Source organism: Sporomusa rhizae (assembly GCF_041428845.1).
GTDB lineage: Bacteria > Bacillota > Negativicutes > Sporomusales > Sporomusaceae > Sporomusa > Sporomusa rhizae.
In genome coordinates this window covers 694,955-710,594 of sequence record NZ_CP156925.1, presented here as the reverse complement: position 1 = coordinate 710,594, position 15,640 = coordinate 694,955, and the positions used below count along the sequence as shown (strand labels likewise).

Annotated in this window: 14 protein-coding genes and 1 tRNA gene; 4 read left to right on the top strand and 11 right to left on the bottom strand. The window is 41.1% G+C overall.

Annotated features, from left to right (window positions below):
- Positions 1 to 55: 55 nt before the first annotated feature.
- The 7 genes from SRRS_RS03230 to SRRS_RS03200 all read right to left on the bottom strand — a co-directional run bounded on the left by SRRS_RS03230 (position 56) and on the right by SRRS_RS03200 (position 4,242).
- A complete protein-coding gene (locus SRRS_RS03230; protein WP_371366178.1) occupies positions 56 to 1,210 on the bottom strand; it encodes a glycerophosphodiester phosphodiesterase in 1,155 nt (384 codons plus the stop codon).
- 487 nt (positions 1,211 to 1,697) lie between these two features.
- Positions 1,698 to 1,773, bottom strand: a tRNA-Met gene (locus tag SRRS_RS03225).
- Positions 1,774 to 1,804: 31 nt separating this feature from the next.
- On the bottom strand, positions 1,805 to 2,011 hold the full coding sequence (rpoZ, locus tag SRRS_RS03220) for a DNA-directed RNA polymerase subunit omega (RefSeq protein WP_371366176.1): 207 nt from the start codon (positions 2,009 to 2,011) through the stop codon (positions 1,805 to 1,807).
- A gap of 489 nt (positions 2,012 to 2,500) precedes the next feature.
- On the bottom strand, positions 2,501 to 2,659 hold the full coding sequence (locus SRRS_RS03215; RefSeq protein WP_371366174.1) for a hypothetical protein: 159 nt from the start codon (positions 2,657 to 2,659) through the stop codon (positions 2,501 to 2,503).
- A gap of 433 nt (positions 2,660 to 3,092) precedes the next feature.
- Entirely contained in the window at positions 3,093 to 3,308 is a 216-nt protein-coding gene (locus tag SRRS_RS03210) for a hypothetical protein (protein ID WP_371366172.1), read from the bottom strand.
- Positions 3,309 to 3,367: 59 nt separating this feature from the next.
- Positions 3,368 to 3,823, bottom strand: coding sequence for a chemotaxis protein CheX (locus tag SRRS_RS03205; protein ID WP_371366170.1), 456 nt, complete (start codon positions 3,821 to 3,823; stop codon positions 3,368 to 3,370).
- On the bottom strand, positions 3,820 to 4,242 hold the full coding sequence (locus tag SRRS_RS03200) for a bacteriohemerythrin (protein ID WP_371366169.1): 423 nt from the start codon (positions 4,240 to 4,242) through the stop codon (positions 3,820 to 3,822). Before SRRS_RS03200 ends, SRRS_RS03205 begins: the two co-directional genes overlap by 4 nt.
- Before the next feature lie 283 nt (positions 4,243 to 4,525).
- On the opposite strand from SRRS_RS03200, the gene SRRS_RS03195 reads away from it, so the two are divergent.
- The 3 genes from SRRS_RS03195 to SRRS_RS03185 all read left to right on the top strand — a co-directional run bounded on the left by SRRS_RS03195 (position 4,526) and on the right by SRRS_RS03185 (position 8,061).
- Positions 4,526 to 5,566, top strand: a complete 1,041-nt coding sequence (locus SRRS_RS03195) for a helix-turn-helix domain-containing protein (RefSeq protein WP_371366167.1) — start codon at positions 4,526 to 4,528, stop codon at positions 5,564 to 5,566.
- Positions 5,567 to 5,857: 291 nt separating this feature from the next.
- A complete protein-coding gene (locus SRRS_RS03190; RefSeq protein WP_371366165.1) occupies positions 5,858 to 6,709 on the top strand; it encodes a DMT family transporter in 852 nt (283 codons plus the stop codon).
- Between the two features lie 17 nt (positions 6,710 to 6,726).
- Positions 6,727 to 8,061 carry an MATE family efflux transporter gene (locus SRRS_RS03185; protein WP_371366164.1) on the top strand — a complete coding sequence of 445 codons (1,335 nt, stop codon included), beginning with the start codon at positions 6,727 to 6,729 and terminating at the stop codon, positions 8,059 to 8,061.
- Between the two features lie 106 nt (positions 8,062 to 8,167).
- On the opposite strand, the gene SRRS_RS03180 is transcribed toward SRRS_RS03185, so the two are convergent.
- Positions 8,168 to 9,571, bottom strand: coding sequence for a phosphoglucomutase/phosphomannomutase family protein (locus SRRS_RS03180; RefSeq protein ID WP_371366162.1), 1,404 nt, complete (start codon positions 9,569 to 9,571; stop codon positions 8,168 to 8,170).
- Between the two features lie 292 nt (positions 9,572 to 9,863).
- Here SRRS_RS03180 and SRRS_RS03175 point away from each other — a divergent pair, with 292 nt between their 5' ends.
- Entirely contained in the window at positions 9,864 to 11,336 is a 1,473-nt protein-coding gene (locus SRRS_RS03175) for an RNB domain-containing ribonuclease (protein ID WP_371366160.1), read from the top strand.
- 176 nt (positions 11,337 to 11,512) lie between these two features.
- Here SRRS_RS03175 and SRRS_RS03170 read toward each other — a convergent pair whose 3' ends face one another.
- The 3 genes from SRRS_RS03170 to SRRS_RS03160 all read right to left on the bottom strand — a co-directional run bounded on the left by SRRS_RS03170 (position 11,513) and on the right by SRRS_RS03160 (position 15,409).
- Positions 11,513 to 11,896, bottom strand: a complete 384-nt coding sequence (locus SRRS_RS03170) for a hypothetical protein (protein ID WP_371366159.1) — start codon at positions 11,894 to 11,896, stop codon at positions 11,513 to 11,515.
- A 427-nt stretch (positions 11,897 to 12,323) separates the two neighbouring features.
- The gene (locus tag SRRS_RS03165; RefSeq protein ID WP_371366157.1) at positions 12,324 to 13,700 is read right to left on the bottom strand and encodes a helix-turn-helix domain-containing protein; all 1,377 of its coding nucleotides are present in this window, start codon (positions 13,698 to 13,700) and stop codon (positions 12,324 to 12,326) included.
- A 404-nt stretch (positions 13,701 to 14,104) separates the two neighbouring features.
- Positions 14,105 to 15,409 carry an IS4 family transposase gene (locus tag SRRS_RS03160; protein ID WP_371366155.1) on the bottom strand — a complete coding sequence of 435 codons (1,305 nt, stop codon included), beginning with the start codon at positions 15,407 to 15,409 and terminating at the stop codon, positions 14,105 to 14,107.
- Positions 15,410 to 15,640: the final 231 nt, after the last annotated feature.

Below are 15,640 nucleotides of genomic sequence, written 5' to 3'. Positions count from 1 at the left end.
AATTATATTTTAACCCAGATTCAGCCTGCTCCTTCCAAGGGCAATACCCACATGTCTAGTGAGCAGCATCTCCGCCTTTTTTAAGTTGCTTGCTTTCTGCTGATACAATATCGATCCCGGTGTGATATGGGCTTTTACCGTTTACAGTAGGTTTGGCAACCGGAATACCTTTAGTTATGAGTAAATCGCGAAGAATCCACGGTTTATCAGTAATCAAGCCATCAACACCCATGTCAATGAGCATCGACATGTCTTTCTGATTGTTTACTGTCCAAGGAACAACTTTCATACCTAACTCATGAGCTTCCTTTACCAACTGTGGCGAAAGCTCTTCCCAGTATGGAGATACGATGTCGGCTCCAGTATCCTTAGCAGCTTTGACATAATCACCATGATAGTCATTAATGTTTAAGCCGGCAAGCCACGGAGAAGGGTTTTGATCGCCAAGTTTTAGAGAACAGCCCTCTGGTCCCCAAGATGGCTGCTCGCTGCTCAAAGCGACTAGTGTAATATTCGGATCTAACTTACGCATTGCTTTCAGTGTTCTCCAGTCAAAAGACTGTAAAGTTACCCTTTCCTGCATACCATATTTCTTTACTACTTCATACACCTTATTGACAAATACTTCAGGGTCAGGATTATTATGATAGGCAGGATCAGCAGGGTCAGCATATGATTTCGTTTCAATATTAAAATATACTTTATCATTACCATAGGACTTAGCTAATTCAAATACTTCTTCCAACGTGGGGATTTTTGCGCCTGGAACTGATTTCTGCGTCTTACCATGACTTTCATAGTAATCACCGCCGGCAGAATTCATAGTACCAACATCAAATCGCTTCACTACGTTAAGAGACATGGTACGAATATCGTATTTTCCTGCTTCCACATACTTTCCGTCCGGGCCTTTCGTTAAAACCGGATTCAGAACCGGATTATGGCTAATGACAATATGCCCGTCTTTCGTCATTTGCATGTCCATTTCTAAAGTAGTAACTCCTAATTCCATAGCATAGGCAAAAGACACCAGGGTATTTTCCGGACGAGCATCGCGCCCACCCCGATGGGCTTCTAAATCAAAAATCTGAGGATTAGCCTTAGCCTGCGCCACTTGAACCCCTCCCATGTTCACGCCAGATGCCAGTAACAAACTGGCTGCTCCCGCTATAAAAAAGCGTTTCCAGTAGTTTTTCCAATTTCTCTTCATATGCCACCTCTTTCTAATCTTATAGCAGAATTTATGGATTATTTTTCCATTCACTCTACATCTAAAATTATATTGCTAGAGGAAATAATGGTTGTTAATACTGAGTTAAATTTAATTTAAGATTTTCCTTTAAAATTTAAGGATTTCTCTATTTTTGTTACTAGCGCGTTACTTATAGAAAAATTTTAAAAAAATCCACTCAGGTTTCTAAATAATAAAAAAATCTTTCATTATATAAACACAAAGCCCCTGACACACGTCGGGGGCTTTACAGTCTATAACTATCCAATCTTTTTCCTGCGTTTAGGTTTCTCCTGCTCTTTAATCGCGTTAATACTGGCTTCCAGTGCGGCCATAATATCAATTACCTTGCCACCGTTCCCGATGCATAAAATAACTCGTCTTGAGTTGGGACGCTTTTTAAAGGTGTATGTTACAGGATAACAAAAGCCGCCAACATGTTATCCTGTAAGCGGCTAATTTTCCGTGGTTGCGGGGACAGGACTTGAACCTGTGACCTTCGGGTTATGAGCCCGACGAGCTACCAACTGCTCCACCCCGCGATATATTATTTTTTCTGTTTATTATACTTAGTTACTTAATTCCAATTTTAGTTCGCTGGTAAGTTATTTTCCCAGAAGCAATTTCCTCTAAGGCAACACTAACTGGCTTTTGAGGCTTACCATCTACCAAGATTTCGCCACGGCTTAAGATTTCACGAGCTCGTTTAGCCGCTATAACACAAAGAGTATATTTATCACCAACTTTGCCGAGTAAAACCTCTAATGGCGGATTAATCATTTTTCTTTGCCTCTTTTCATTATTACCTCTATAACCAGTTTCACCTCTCACATTATTGTTAAGTTTTTATATCAACATCTAATGATATAGTTATTATAGCACACATTACTGATAAATATAACTACGAACATCTACAGAAAAAATTAAACAGCCTTAGCCCGATAGAGTTTCGAACCAAAACTGCTTAGATTAAGCGGCACGGTTCAACGCGGCATAATATCACTCCAAATAAAAAAGAGCCTTTTAGGCTCAATCTTTATATCTGGCTCGTTTATCAGTGGTCGCTGCGACATTGCATAGCGACATTCTAATAATTCCAGTTAATACACTTAGTACCATGACCAGTATTATTGTCCAACCTGCTATAGACATCGTGAACCTCCTAATTAATAGTATCGCTACTATTTTATTAGGCAATTTTTAGAATTACTTTTTATTTATCTACATCTCCAATAAAAAGAGCCGTTTTGGCTCTGAAAAATATTTCATTTATTTATCGTTTTCATTCTGATTATTGCTTTGCTCTTTGACGTATTCCGCATAGTCTTCACGCGTAAAAAATAGTCTCTCTTTCTTTACGATTTCACCACTACTCTCATGTTCATCTCTAATTATTACTTGATTGCCGTCCAAGTATGCATGTTTCATTCTGCATCCCTCCTACCTTATTATATGTTGGAGAATATGCAAGTATTAGTAGATAAACTGAGTTAATAGAAGGTATACGTAGAGCCCCGCGGCTCTACATGATAAAGGCGTATCCTTAAATTAGTATTAAATCCCCGAGTGTTATGTTCTATCTACAAATGCAAAACCGTATCCAAAAGGATACGGCTAATTCTTTGGAAGTCTAAAGTACATATACGCTAAAGAACACAAAGTAAAAACACCGAAAGCAATCAAACCATATACAGCATCCAGAAACATTACCATCCCTCCCAGGTCGAATAATACAGTATATGGTATAGACATGTTTTTTGTTAAAAAAAAAATAAACCCCCAGCCAAATTGGAACTGGAAAGAAAATCCCTCCATTCCGGCAAATATACAGTTATATTTTACCGTAATAGAGGGAGGGTGTTTATTGCCGCGATTTTATTTCATTTTCGGTCAAAACATCTACATAAGCCGTTAACAGCTCATCTTCTGCCTGGCAACTCTGTTTATAGTACCAATCGCGAACCATTTTTTCGATTTCTTTGTCGCTCCCAGTAGCTTTTAAAGGGTAGACCGCGATTAATTTTTTTGAAGCCTTGTCTCTTAGGCCAATTTTTTTTGCCTCTTCAAATCTTCCCATGTAAAATCCCTCCAATTGTCTTTTTTATCGCTTTTCCGTTTATCAGCGAATTGGAAAAACTATTTCACTTCGTCAAGAGAAATATGGATATTCATATCGCCTATATTGGTATGTAATGGAATACTCAAGGTCTCCTGAGAAAAATGCGATGCTATAGCGGCATCAGCTACCGCAATTTGCGGCGGCATAATATCACAGTGATAATTAAGCTTTGATAGATAGCTTGCTGCATTACCGCTAATAATATTAGATATTTCCCCCATGGCGGAAGTAACAAAACTATCTAATTCCTTTATTTCCATACCTGACATGATTTGCACAATATTTAATGTCGTATCTTGTGGGAATTGAAACAGAATGGAACCCGTAACATCACCTTTTACATTAATCCGGATATCTACCTCCTGCATTCCAGCTGCAGTTCTCGTTACGCCCCGGCTTACTTCAAGATCTAACATAGCTTTAAAAACTTCCGTAACGGCCTTAAAGACCGGATTCACATATTCCGCCTTCATATTTTTTCCAACCCCTGCTCTGTCACATATTGGGCCATCTTCTGATCTGTCGCGACCACATGATTAATCAGCCAAGCCAGCAATCTGCCCGCCAATTTTTGCACCGCTTCCTCATGATAACCTGCATCCGCAAATTCCTGCGCCATACTTTGGATATCCGCCTTAAATGCTTCGTGAATGTTATGGTGCTCGTCACAGTCTGGATAACCTAATGTTTGTTGATACTTTTCTTCGTAATCAAAATGTGTCACTACATACTCCTGCAGAAACACCATCGTATCCTTTACCTTGTCTACTTTCTCCTCCCAACGGCCGTCCTGACGAATAGCTTGCAAAAAATCAGCGACACGGTTAAACAGTTCCTCATGTTGTTCATCAATGGTCGAAATTCCAATCTTATATTTTTCTTTCCATATCATAGGACATCTCCCTTTTCAAACAAACAATTATTATTTATTAATTATTATAATCAATTATTTAGAAATAGTCTAGTTAAATTTACCAAATAAAAAAACTATCGCTGTTGTTGATGACAATAGGGACATTCCTTTTTCAGCCTTTACTTTAGGAGCATTTAGGTGCCAAAACGTAAACGTCCCCTACACTACTATTGAAATATGGTATAATTATTTTTTAGTTAGCCCTATTTTGACTAGATATTGATATGTAATCATTTGATAGAGTTAAGGCAGGAGCGTGAATATGGAGCATAGATTTTATATAAGCTCAAGAAATGGGTACACAAATATGCTGGAACAATATAGAAAACTGCATGAACAAATCGGATATGCTCGTTTCTTGCCCAACCATGATGAATGTAAAGGCGTTGTTTACGATATAAAGCCCAAATATGGAAAAGGTACGATACAGATTTACACCTTATTAGGCAATATTATGTTACTCATTTTTGATTTTGTTTTTTTTGAGGATATAGAAACAGCGTTTGATTTAACTGGGGATTATTTTGAAATCGAATACTGTATAGATGGGTGTATGTATATTCAAGGAGAAAAAGCAGGGACCGCATGTTTTGGGCCAAATAATTTGTCCATATCCATGTCACAGGATATGCGTGGAACTGTGAAGCGATGCGCCCACCAAAAATATCAAGGGGTATCTATTATAGCCAGTAAAAGTGCAATTTCCACTTATTTTGGAAGTACTGGAATTGGATTATGGAAGGATACAATAGAGAAATTGGGCGATCAGCTTCGCTCGGAGTATTATTTAGGCATGAATACTCCGCCTGAAATAGCTGCTGTTTTTCTGAAAATATTTAATTGTCGCCTCCCTGCAAAATCCCGTACTTTATTTTACGAAAGTAAGGTTATGGAAACATTGTCCATGATCGTATCGAACGAAGTTATGAAGCACGAAAAATATGAGTTAACAGCACTCACTCCTTATGAATTACAAAAAATCAAGGAAATTCCTCAAATCTTGCTTGAGCAGCCGTTTGAATTACCAAGCATTCTTTTACTATCTAAGAAGTTGGTCATTAATCCTAAAAAACTGACTAAGGGTTTCAAGCTTGTTTATGGAGATACTATTTTCAGCTATCACAGAAAATTTTCTTTATACCTGGCTTCCTCCATGTTGTTGGAAACAGAGAAATCAATTAATGAAATTGCCTATGAAATTGGCTATTCAAGCCCTAGCAATTTCTGTGCAGCATTTAAAAAGCAATATGGTATTACCCCATTAAAATATCGGGAATCCTCCTTACTGCGCAATACAAAATAAGTTTTACTCCTAAAATTATTTAAATACGCCGTACTTTAACCACAGGTTTATGCCTGTGGTTTTTATTTTTCGCATTAGATTTACAGATAGTCTATCAATCAACATAAATCAGCATTGCAATCAGTATGGGTTAGGATAGCTTATGCTATAAAGTGATATATGGGCTTAGCAACATAGTCATTCTTACAAGATAGAGTGTTTTGCACATGGAGCTTGTGATTACGCCGCAGTACACGGCTGGGAATTCACTTCAGCATCAGGAGACCATTTCGTGAAGGGGGAAATACATAATTGTCTAAAAGGAACGCAGAAATACTTCTTGCTATTATATCCATGACATGGGGAATGGCCTATTTGTTGATGAAGCTGGGAGTGGAAACTATCGGCCCATTTAATCTAATCGCGTTACGTTTCGGTATTGCTTTTCTTATTACTGCGGCTTTGTTTTGGAAGAAATTAAAGGAAATTAATACAAAGCTAATTGGATATAGCGCCCTATTGGGAGTATTGATTTTTATGGTTTTTACCACCGTCATGTTTGGATTAGAGTCTACGACAGCTTCGGAGGCCGGTTTTCTATGTAGTACGACAGTCGTTTTTATACCTTTACTTCGTTGTGCCATTACTCAGAAAAGACCTGGGAGGAGCGTAGTTATAAGCGTAGTTGTTTCTTTTACGGGAATCGGTCTTTTGACACTAGGAAGCACTATTAATTTAAATCTTGGTTCCTTCTTATGCTTACTCAGCGCATTACTTTATGCAATCTACATGGTAGTAACACATTTTTTGACGCAAAAAGAAAACCCACTACTGATAGGCATTTTTCAGCTTGGGTTCGCTGCTTTTTTGGGACTACTGTTCTCTTTGCTATTTGAACAGCCCTCCTTGCCCCATACAGATCAAGAATGGGTGGCTGTACTTGGGCTTGCATTCATTTGCAGTGCCTTCGGATTTGTCATGCAGCCTGTTGCCCAAAAGTATACCACGCCAGAACGGGCGGGGATATTGTACTCGTTGGAGCCTGTCTCCGCAGCATTACTCGGTTTTTTATTTCTACAGGAGGTACTTCCCGTTCGTGGCTATATTGGTGCAACCATGATTCTTATAAGTTGTTTTATTCAAGATCTAACTATTGATGCTTAAAGTTAGGAGGTCAACCAATGGAACTGGATATGACAAAGGGAAACCCTTCACGGGTTATTCTCAAATTTTTTATCCCGATGTTTATAGGCAATCTGTTTCAACAACTCTATTACATCATTGATGCCATTGTAGTCGGGCAATTTATCGGCAAGGATGCGTTCGCAGCGGTCGGTTCCTCAAGCGCTGTACTTGTATTTGTAACTTCTATTCTGATCGGTCTTGCCATGGGGGCCTCGGCGATTTTTTCCCAACTCTATGGCGGCAAGCGGTACGATGAATTAAAAAAAACAATTTCTACCGCTTTTATCTTTCTATTTTGTGCAAGCTTGATAATTTCGGTTGTAACATTAGGCTTTCTACCGCAGATTATCAGCCTGTATCAAATGCCCCAAGAAACCGCCGCTTATGCCGCGGAATTTTTAAAATACAATTTTTTAGGCTTTGTTTTTGTAGGCATGTATAACGCATGTGCCTTTTTATTACGGTCAATTGGCGACTCAAAATCACCGTTATATTTTTTGGTTGGTTCATGCCTATTGAATATCCTTTTAGATCTGCTCTTTGTCGTAGTATTTCATATGGAAGTCCTAGGCGTAGCAATTGCCACATTTATTTCACAGGTCCTCGCCGCCCTATGCTGCGGCATTTATACGGCCAAGCGGATGCAATTTTTGCAATTTAAACGAACGGACCTAGTATTCAGTCCAGCTGTATTTCAAAAAGTTGCCGGCTATTCCGTGCTGACAGCGGTACAACAGTCCTTCTCCAGCTTTGGAATGATGCTTATACAAGGATTAGTAAATACATTTGGGGCAACCGTTATGGCTGCATTTGCAGCCTGCTCAAGAATTGACGAGGTTGCGAACAGACCATTGCAGGATTTGGGTAATGCTTTCTCCACCTATGCGGCTCAGAATGAAGGAGCCGGCAATACCAAAAGAATTCGTAAGGGGTTTCGTGTAACTTCCAAGATAATCATAGCCATATCTGGAGTGATTAGTAGCATCTCTTTTATTTTTGCGCCCAGCTTACTTTCGGTGTTCGTACAAAAAGAAGCCCTGGATGTCATAGCCGTTGGTGTTGGCTATCTTAGAGTTGTTGGCCTGTTTTATGTATTGCTTGGGTTCATTGTTATGTTCTATGGATTTTTTAGAGGCATTGGAGCCATAAAAATTTCTATCTGGATGACCGTTGTGTCACAAGGCATCAGAGTACTGCTGGCTTACTCATTTGCACCCTCGCTTGGCTTTTCGGGCGTTTGCTGGGCTATTGTTGCAGGATGGTTTTTATCTGACCTTCTGGGATTCCACATGTATAAAAAGATTATGAATGACAAATACGTGGAACCATAGTAGATGACAATAGGAACGTTCCCTTTTTTTGGGCACTTTACTTTAGGAGCATTTAGGTGCCAAAACGTGAACGTCCCCTATGCCCTTTTGTCATTATTCTTGCACATTACATGGACTGAGCGAATATTATGGCACTAGCGAGTACATTCTCCAACGCAGCCTTGGTCGATAATTCTGCATAGATACGGATAATGGGCTCTGTCCCCGATGCTCGGAAAATCAACCAGCCATTTTCAAGTTCCAGTTTACAGCCATCAGTACACTGCACAGACAGCACTTTGCTGGTACCAATCGACGCGGTCGGCGTTAGCGCTAAGCTCTCCTGCAGCGCTTTCTTCTGCCTGTCAGCTAAATGCAAATCCCTGCGGCCATAATAAAACCAACCATGTTCAAGGGACAGTTCATCAAGCAGCTTCCCTAACGGTTTTCGATAAGCGGCCATCATTTCTATGAGCAAGAAAGCAAGCAGCAGTCCATCGCGTTCCGGAATATAATTCTTGACCCCGATACCGCCTCCCTCTTCTCCGCCGATAAGAACATCCTCAGCAAGCATTACTTCCGTAATATATTTGAAACCGACAGGAGTCTCATAGAGCTTGCGCCCATATTTATTGGCCACACTTTTAATCAATCCGGAAGCACTGAGCGATTCCACCACCCCACCGCTCCAGCCACGCTTCTCAATAAGGTACTTAGCCAACAAAGCCATAATCTGGTGTGCATTGATGAACCGCCCATTTTCGTCTACCGCACCGATCCTGTCACTATCGCCATCCACAGCCAGGCCGCTATAAGCATGGGTACGACTTACCTCTTCCTGAAGGAACCGCAAATTCTTTTCAATGGGTTCCGGACTGACGCCCCCAAAAGAAGGGTTATATTCTGAGCGCACTTCTTTGAGGTTGATGCCCAGCGCACGGGCCAGTACCACAGCATAGCCGCTGCCGGCGCCATGCATGCAGTCAAATACTATCGGCTCCTTAAAGGAAGATAGTATCTCTAGATCCAACATGGCTGTAACATGGGCAAGATATTCCGTTTGGGGAGAAAAATACTGAACACCAGATAAATCGGCGACTGGGGGCTGCTCACTGTTGGCGGCTTCCAGCTTATGTACGTATTTCTCAATTGCAGCCACAATTTCCGGTGAAGCCGACCCGCCGTACGACGCCTTGAATTTAAGTCCGTTATATTCAGGCGGGTTGTGGCTGGCGGTAATCATAATTCCGCCCGCGGCCTGGCGGTCTTTTACCTGCCAGGTGAGCGCCGGTGTGGGAAGTATCGCATCAGACAGCCATACCGTGACACCCTTGGCAGCCAGAACCGCCGCACAGTTTTCCGCATACTGCCGCGAAAGAAAACGGGCGTCATAGCCTACCACTATACCCTGCTGCTGCTCATTGCGGTCTATTATATAATCAGCTATGGCCCGGGCAACAAGGCGGACATTATGAAAAGTAAAATCCTCACTGATAATTCCCCGCCAACCGTCTGTACCAAATGTAATCATGCTATACCTTCCTATTCGTCAAAATTGAGTTTATATCTGTAAAGAACAATCCAAAATATACGAGTCTTCACGAATTTTATGATACACGTAACAAAAAGTTCTGTCCATGCCGACAAGGTAAATATTCTGCATTGATTATATTCGTTATTGATGTGCCGGCAGCAGGAAAAACAGTTTCAAAACAGAAATACTAATCCAGTGCTCAGACAGACTCTTACCCGCTAGCAAGGCTAGTTAGATCTGGAAATAAATCAACGAGAATATCAATGAACAGCGTTATGAGGAGGACAAAGTGAGTAGCAACAATGACAAACACCATCGTTCCCGCTTACAGCGAATTGCCCATCAGGTGATGCTCGAAAGAGATCTTTTCCCGGACTTTTCTGTTCAGGTTATTGACGAACTAAATAAACTTGACGAAAATACTCCTGCGCTTGAAGCATCGATACGCGATCTTAGAGATCTATTATGGTGTTCCATAGATAATGATGATTCCAACGACCTGGATCAGCTTACCGTTGTCATCCAGCAGCCCGGGGAAGCAGTAAAAGTTCTTGTGGCGATCGCCGATGTGGATGCGTTAGTAAAGAAGTCCTCAGCCATCGATGAGCATGCCCAACATAATACCACTTCTATTTATACGGCTGCCCAGATATTCCCCATGCTGCCTGAGAAACTCTCCTATAATCTTACCTCGCTTAATGTCGATTCAGACCGGCTGGCAATCGTTGTGGAAATCGTTCTCGCCGGAAATGGCACAATACTTAGCTCAGATATTTACAGAGCCATGGTCCGAAACCACGCCAAGCTGGCTTACAACAGTGTTGCCGCCTGGCTGGACGGTGTGTCATCCATGCCGCCGGCCATTACTGCAATACCCGGACTGGCAGAAAATATCCGTATACAGCATCAAGTGGCGCAAAAGTTAAAAGCGCTCCGCCATATGCACGGTGCATTGGATTTTGAAACCATAGAAGCCCGTCCTGTCTTCACTATGGATGAAATCAAGGATTTAGAAGTCGAAAAACGAAATAGTGCCAAAGAACTGATTGAGGATTTTATGATTGCGGCTAACGGTGTTACGGCCCGCTACCTGGAAGCGAAAAAATTCCCGTCACTACGGCGTGTCGTGCGCACACCAAAAAAATGGGAACGCATTGTCGAAATTGCTTTGCAACATAATTTTTCATTACCCAAACAAGCTGATTCAAAGGCGTTAGAGGCATTCCTGACAGTACAACAAAAAGCTGATCCGCTTCGTTTTCCTGATCTTTCCCTCAGTATTATTAAGTTGTTAGGTGCCGGTGAATATGTTGTCGAAGTCCCAGGTGAAAAATCTGTCGGCCACTTTGGCTTAGCCGTCAGGGATTATGCCCATTCCACAGCTCCCAATCGAAGGTATCCGGACTTAATTACGCAACGGTTACTAAAAGCAGCCTTAGCGGGCAGACCGGTTCCTTATCAGGTTGATGAACTGGAATTGCTGGCCAGACACTGTACCGAGGCCGAAAATGTAGCGCAGAAAGTGGAACGGCAGGTTGGCAAATCCGCCGCGGCAATACTGCTGCAATCCCGGATTGGAGAAAAATTTGATGCCTTCGTTACCGGCGCATCCGAAAAAGGAACTTGGGTTCGTCTCCTTCATCCACCTGTCGAAGGAAAACTTGTTGGCCACTTTACAGGTGAGGCTGTCGGACATCGAGTCAGAGTACAATTGATACACACGGACGTTGAGCAAGGACATATTGATTTTAAGAAAATATAGTTGAGACTCGAGGGAACAGTTCTGCTCCGCGGCAGCCAGCTTATGGCTGCGGCGGAGCTTTTATTTTCAGAACTTACTATCCTTTATGACATCATAATTACCGGTTAATAGTTTATTTACCAGTAAATAAAGAAATCCTGCAAGATCTTATTTTCTTGCAGGTAGAGACGTTTTGGCTATTGGGCTATTATTAGCTTCTTCCTGGCTGTAGTCCGCTCAGGCCAAATATAACCAATTATTTTATATTCATTCACCGCCTGGTAACTAAGCGTTTTTTTCTGTACCTGCTTGTTATGTTCAAGGCTATCAAACCGGATACCCGCATCATTGATGTCGCGGACGATACCGACCGTTATTTGGGTTGATTGGTCAGACAAGATAACGATGGATCCTAACTTGGCGTCTGTAACGGAAGTCTTAACGGTCCAACCATTCTGGCAAGCCTGATCCAGCCAGGTTTCAGGCTTACCCCTCCAATTCATTCCCGGAGGTGGAGCAATTTTATCAAATTCTTTGGCAACAAACGCTTCCGGGGATGAGTCCGTAAAACCCTTATACAAAGGGTCATCACCGCAGTCTCAGGCCAAAGAGGTGGATGGGGTAATGACAAAAAACACAATAGCAGCAACTAGTGCAATGATGACTTTCTTCATGAATACCTCCCGGAGGACCCGCAGGGAAAATTCTATTGCGCATCCGAGTCCCGATTTAGTTTGTCCGTTTTTTGGTTACTCTGGAATTTGATAATCTTTTTCTTTCACTAATCGCACAAGAGCATCAACAACCTCAGGGGCATATAATACCCCTTTATTTGATAGGAGTTCTGCCAGGGCGACATCTATTCCTAATGCCGGCCGGTAAGGTCTATTGGTGTTTTTTACCGGAGGGGTGTAAGGTGCTTACTTAAAATACCTATTTCCCACAAAATAAAAAAATCCTGCAAGATTTTATTTTCTTGCAGGCGGCAGATCAGGGACTAGTAACTCCCTACCATTTTCTTCTAAGCATTTTTTGGGTTATCGCTTCGACAACACGGGAAGAAAGCTCAAATTCGTCAAAAATTTGATACAGAGGTTTTGTTGCCTGATCCACATACTGATATAGAGCAGATAAAGGGGTTGATAGTGGCAGATTGACGGTAGCTAGAACTACATTTTCGGCAGCTGACCGTTTCGCTACTGAGCTCGCACGAGCTGCCCATGAGGTAAGCACTCTATGTTGTAATTGAGTCCATCGGAAATAAAATGTAAGATTCGTAGTTTCAATTTCATAGTCCATAGCTTGTGCAAATGCTAACCCTACAGCCAAAGATTCTCCCACCCTCCAAATAGGCAATCCAAAGTCTAATACCTCTAAGGGTCTAATCGTTGATTGTAAATCGTCTTCCAGGGCATGATACAGGTAAAAATGCCCTTGTGGATCAATTCGCCAAAAGTCTATATGATTAAACCACTCCTTGTTGAGAGCTACTATACAAGCTTCCCAGGCATTCTCAAAAACATAGGGGTGAGTTGCCGGATTACTAAACCCTCTGCTATCTAACCAAATTGGCCAGCCTGTATAATTCGGATTACTTGCTAATAACAAATTTAGAAAAGATTGATTTGCAGAATGTTTTTGCTCCTGTGAATTGATAACACAGCTAACTTCCCAGGAGCCATGCTCAGGAAGCTGGTCATGATATTTTTCCTTGACTACAGTTTCAAATCGCTTCTTACCGGTATCCAGTAAATGAATAGCTACTTCCTCATAACGCTCCGATCGAGTCTGCGAAAATTCAATGATACTGCTAAATAAAGACTGCAAAACTCCTTTGTCTATATGGGAAAGATGTCGCCGGATAAACCGCCCTAAATCCGCTTCCCGATTATCAAAACAAATATAAGTCAATTTTCCCCAATCTTGATAGGTTGCTTCAGAAGTGCTCGGTGTTCCATTGCTTTTTAATGTTCTAACGTAAACGGTATTCTGCTTAATTAACAACTTATTATGGGAATCTCTTAATTCAGACTTAGTCGAAACGGGTGTGCGTATCCCCTCTTCGATACAGATCACGGGATAATCCTGCCCATCTTTTTCAATAAAACAAATATCTATTTCAAATTGCGGATAGGCGTATTTCGAAACAATAGATTGAATGTTGTCAAGAGAAAAAAGCTCCCGCACATCCTGAGTAGGCGCATTATTAACATCCGGTTGCCGTGATTCTTCATCAAAACCAATGAAAAAGAAGCCACCATTATTATTTCTCATAGCAATGCAGACTTTAATAATCTTCGCAATTCCTTCCGGCGATTTGGGGTCGATCCATCTCTTAAACTCGATATTCAAACTTTCGGTTTGCCTGTCGATTAATTCCTTCAAATACTCTTCCCTACTCTTCACAAGTTCAATTCCTTTCTTACTATCGTTTTCATAAAGGTGAACTTAGGCCTGCCTGGTAAGTTTCTTTCTCCATAAAAGCAACATGGGAGGCAAAAGCAACGCCTATATATATATTTATACTAATTGGCCGGATAGTGATGATAGTTAATTAGAAAATAATGAAAAATACTCCCTTTATAGAACAGTTATTATTTTAACTGTCAACTATAAAGGCAATGTCATTAAGATAAGCTTATAAGAAACCCCAGTAGTAGAAAAGTGATACCGCTGGGGTTGTCGCATACACAGAATAACATAGAAAACGCAGGTGTTTTTGACTTTTGAGCAACACAAAAGCAGATGCCCGAAAAGCATCTGTAAAGTCCTTTCACGCATGTTAAATCTCAAATAATTCTGTACTGGAACCCTACTGCTGAAATTGGATTTTGATATCTAGGAAATTGTCGGCCAGGGCGTATTGGGGAAAGGTGCTTACCTATCAGTTTAAGAACTTGGACCGCTGGAATTAACTCTCTCAAAAATTGACGGCATATATTTAAAGCCACTGGAAAATTTACTCGCAAATCTTCCGAAATACTGATGTGATGCATGATAATGAAAGAGTAATTGTATAGAATTAGTCTGGCAAAAATCTCTTGCAATATAAAATCCTTCTTTTTGCTGTGCAGACTTGCCAAACCCACAGCATATTTAAGCTCCTTAAAAGATGTCTCAATTCCCCAGCGCAGATTATAGAACTGTTTTATTTTCTCCGGCGGAAAATCTTCGGCATTGAGATTTGTATAAACCGTTTCATACACACCATCAGCAATAGCGAAGCGAACGGCACGAAAATGTAAATCATAAAACTTGGAATCTTTCGGTTTAATGAAGTCAAATGTCGTATGTGGTTGTATCCATCGATACCGATGGGGGTATGCTTTTAAAAGCGGTAACGTTTCTTTGGTTTGGCGCCGGGTGAGAGTTAACGTGATTTCTTCATCGTATTCCGGGCAATTTGGTAGAGAAAGCCTTGATATAATCCCATAGGATTCTTTCGCCCGGATGATATAGTACCATGATTTCTCCTGAAAATGAGCGATATTGTTGAATGACTCATATCCCCGATCCATGATTGCAATTACATTTCCGCTGATTTCAGACTGGTCTACCATGGATACTAAGGCTTTATGCTCATTCATGCCTTTCTTGGGTTGTACGGATGCACCGACATAAACCTTGCCCATCAGGTCATACATAGCGTCCAAATGCACAAGATTGTAATTTTTGCTATCTTCGCTGTTCCTGATGGAGGAGAATCCATCATTTGAATTTGACGGAAGTCTCAAATCCAAACCGTCAACAGCGAGCAACCTGTAGTCTTGTAATGAATTCTCCGATACTGTTAGTCTTGTAAATTCGTGAAACAGTAGTTTCAGTGCTTCTGGACGAATTTTGTCTCTCTGCTGGACAAATGCTGAAGCGGTTGCAGTCTCTGACGAATAGCCTAGCCAATCATATAATTCTTTTGAAAGGCTATTGCCTCCCATGCCTACAAGCATAAGCAGCATAGTATGCAGTGATAATTTGCGTTCGCGTGAAAAATCTTGCCCTGGTCGTTTCACGCAAGCCGGTAAATCTGCTGTGATTGAGCGTATCGCTTGGTGCAGCGCAGTTCGTACCTGCTCTGGATATGCTTTCTTTTTCATTTTAAAAGGCCTCCTTAAAAATGTCCTCATTTTCAAGGCGAAGCCTTCGATTTTTATTTATTTGTCAAGTGTTTTTTTATAATTGATAAATTTTATATGCCCACCTGTATGTATAAGAAAAACACAACCATCTTAATCTGGATGGTTGTGTTTTTCAGCATTAACTTAATGACATTGACTATAAAGGGAGTATATCAGTTTGCTCTCTCAAACCTTGCCAAGACTTTCATC

Coding starts and splice junctions, on each gene's coding strand:
- SRRS_RS03230 (WP_371366178.1), bottom strand. CDS start 1,210: ATGAAGAGAAATTGGAAAAACTACTGGAAACGCTTTTTTATAGCGGGA.
- rpoZ (WP_371366176.1), bottom strand. CDS start 2,011: ATGATTAATCCGCCATTAGAGGTTTTACTCGGCAAAGTTGGTGATAAA.
- SRRS_RS03215 (WP_371366174.1), bottom strand. CDS start 2,659: ATGAAACATGCATACTTGGACGGCAATCAAGTAATAATTAGAGATGAA.
- SRRS_RS03210 (WP_371366172.1), bottom strand. CDS start 3,308: ATGGGAAGATTTGAAGAGGCAAAAAAAATTGGCCTAAGAGACAAGGCT.
- SRRS_RS03205 (WP_371366170.1), bottom strand. CDS start 3,823: ATGAAGGCGGAATATGTGAATCCGGTCTTTAAGGCCGTTACGGAAGTT.
- SRRS_RS03200 (WP_371366169.1), bottom strand. CDS start 4,242: ATGATATGGAAAGAAAAATATAAGATTGGAATTTCGACCATTGATGAA.
- SRRS_RS03195 (WP_371366167.1), top strand. CDS start 4,526: ATGGAGCATAGATTTTATATAAGCTCAAGAAATGGGTACACAAATATG.
- SRRS_RS03185 (WP_371366164.1), top strand. CDS start 6,727: ATGGAACTGGATATGACAAAGGGAAACCCTTCACGGGTTATTCTCAAA.
- SRRS_RS03180 (WP_371366162.1), bottom strand. CDS start 9,571: ATGATTACATTTGGTACAGACGGTTGGCGGGGAATTATCAGTGAGGAT.
- SRRS_RS03160 (WP_371366155.1), bottom strand. CDS start 15,409: ATGAAAAAGAAAGCATATCCAGAGCAGGTACGAACTGCGCTGCACCAA.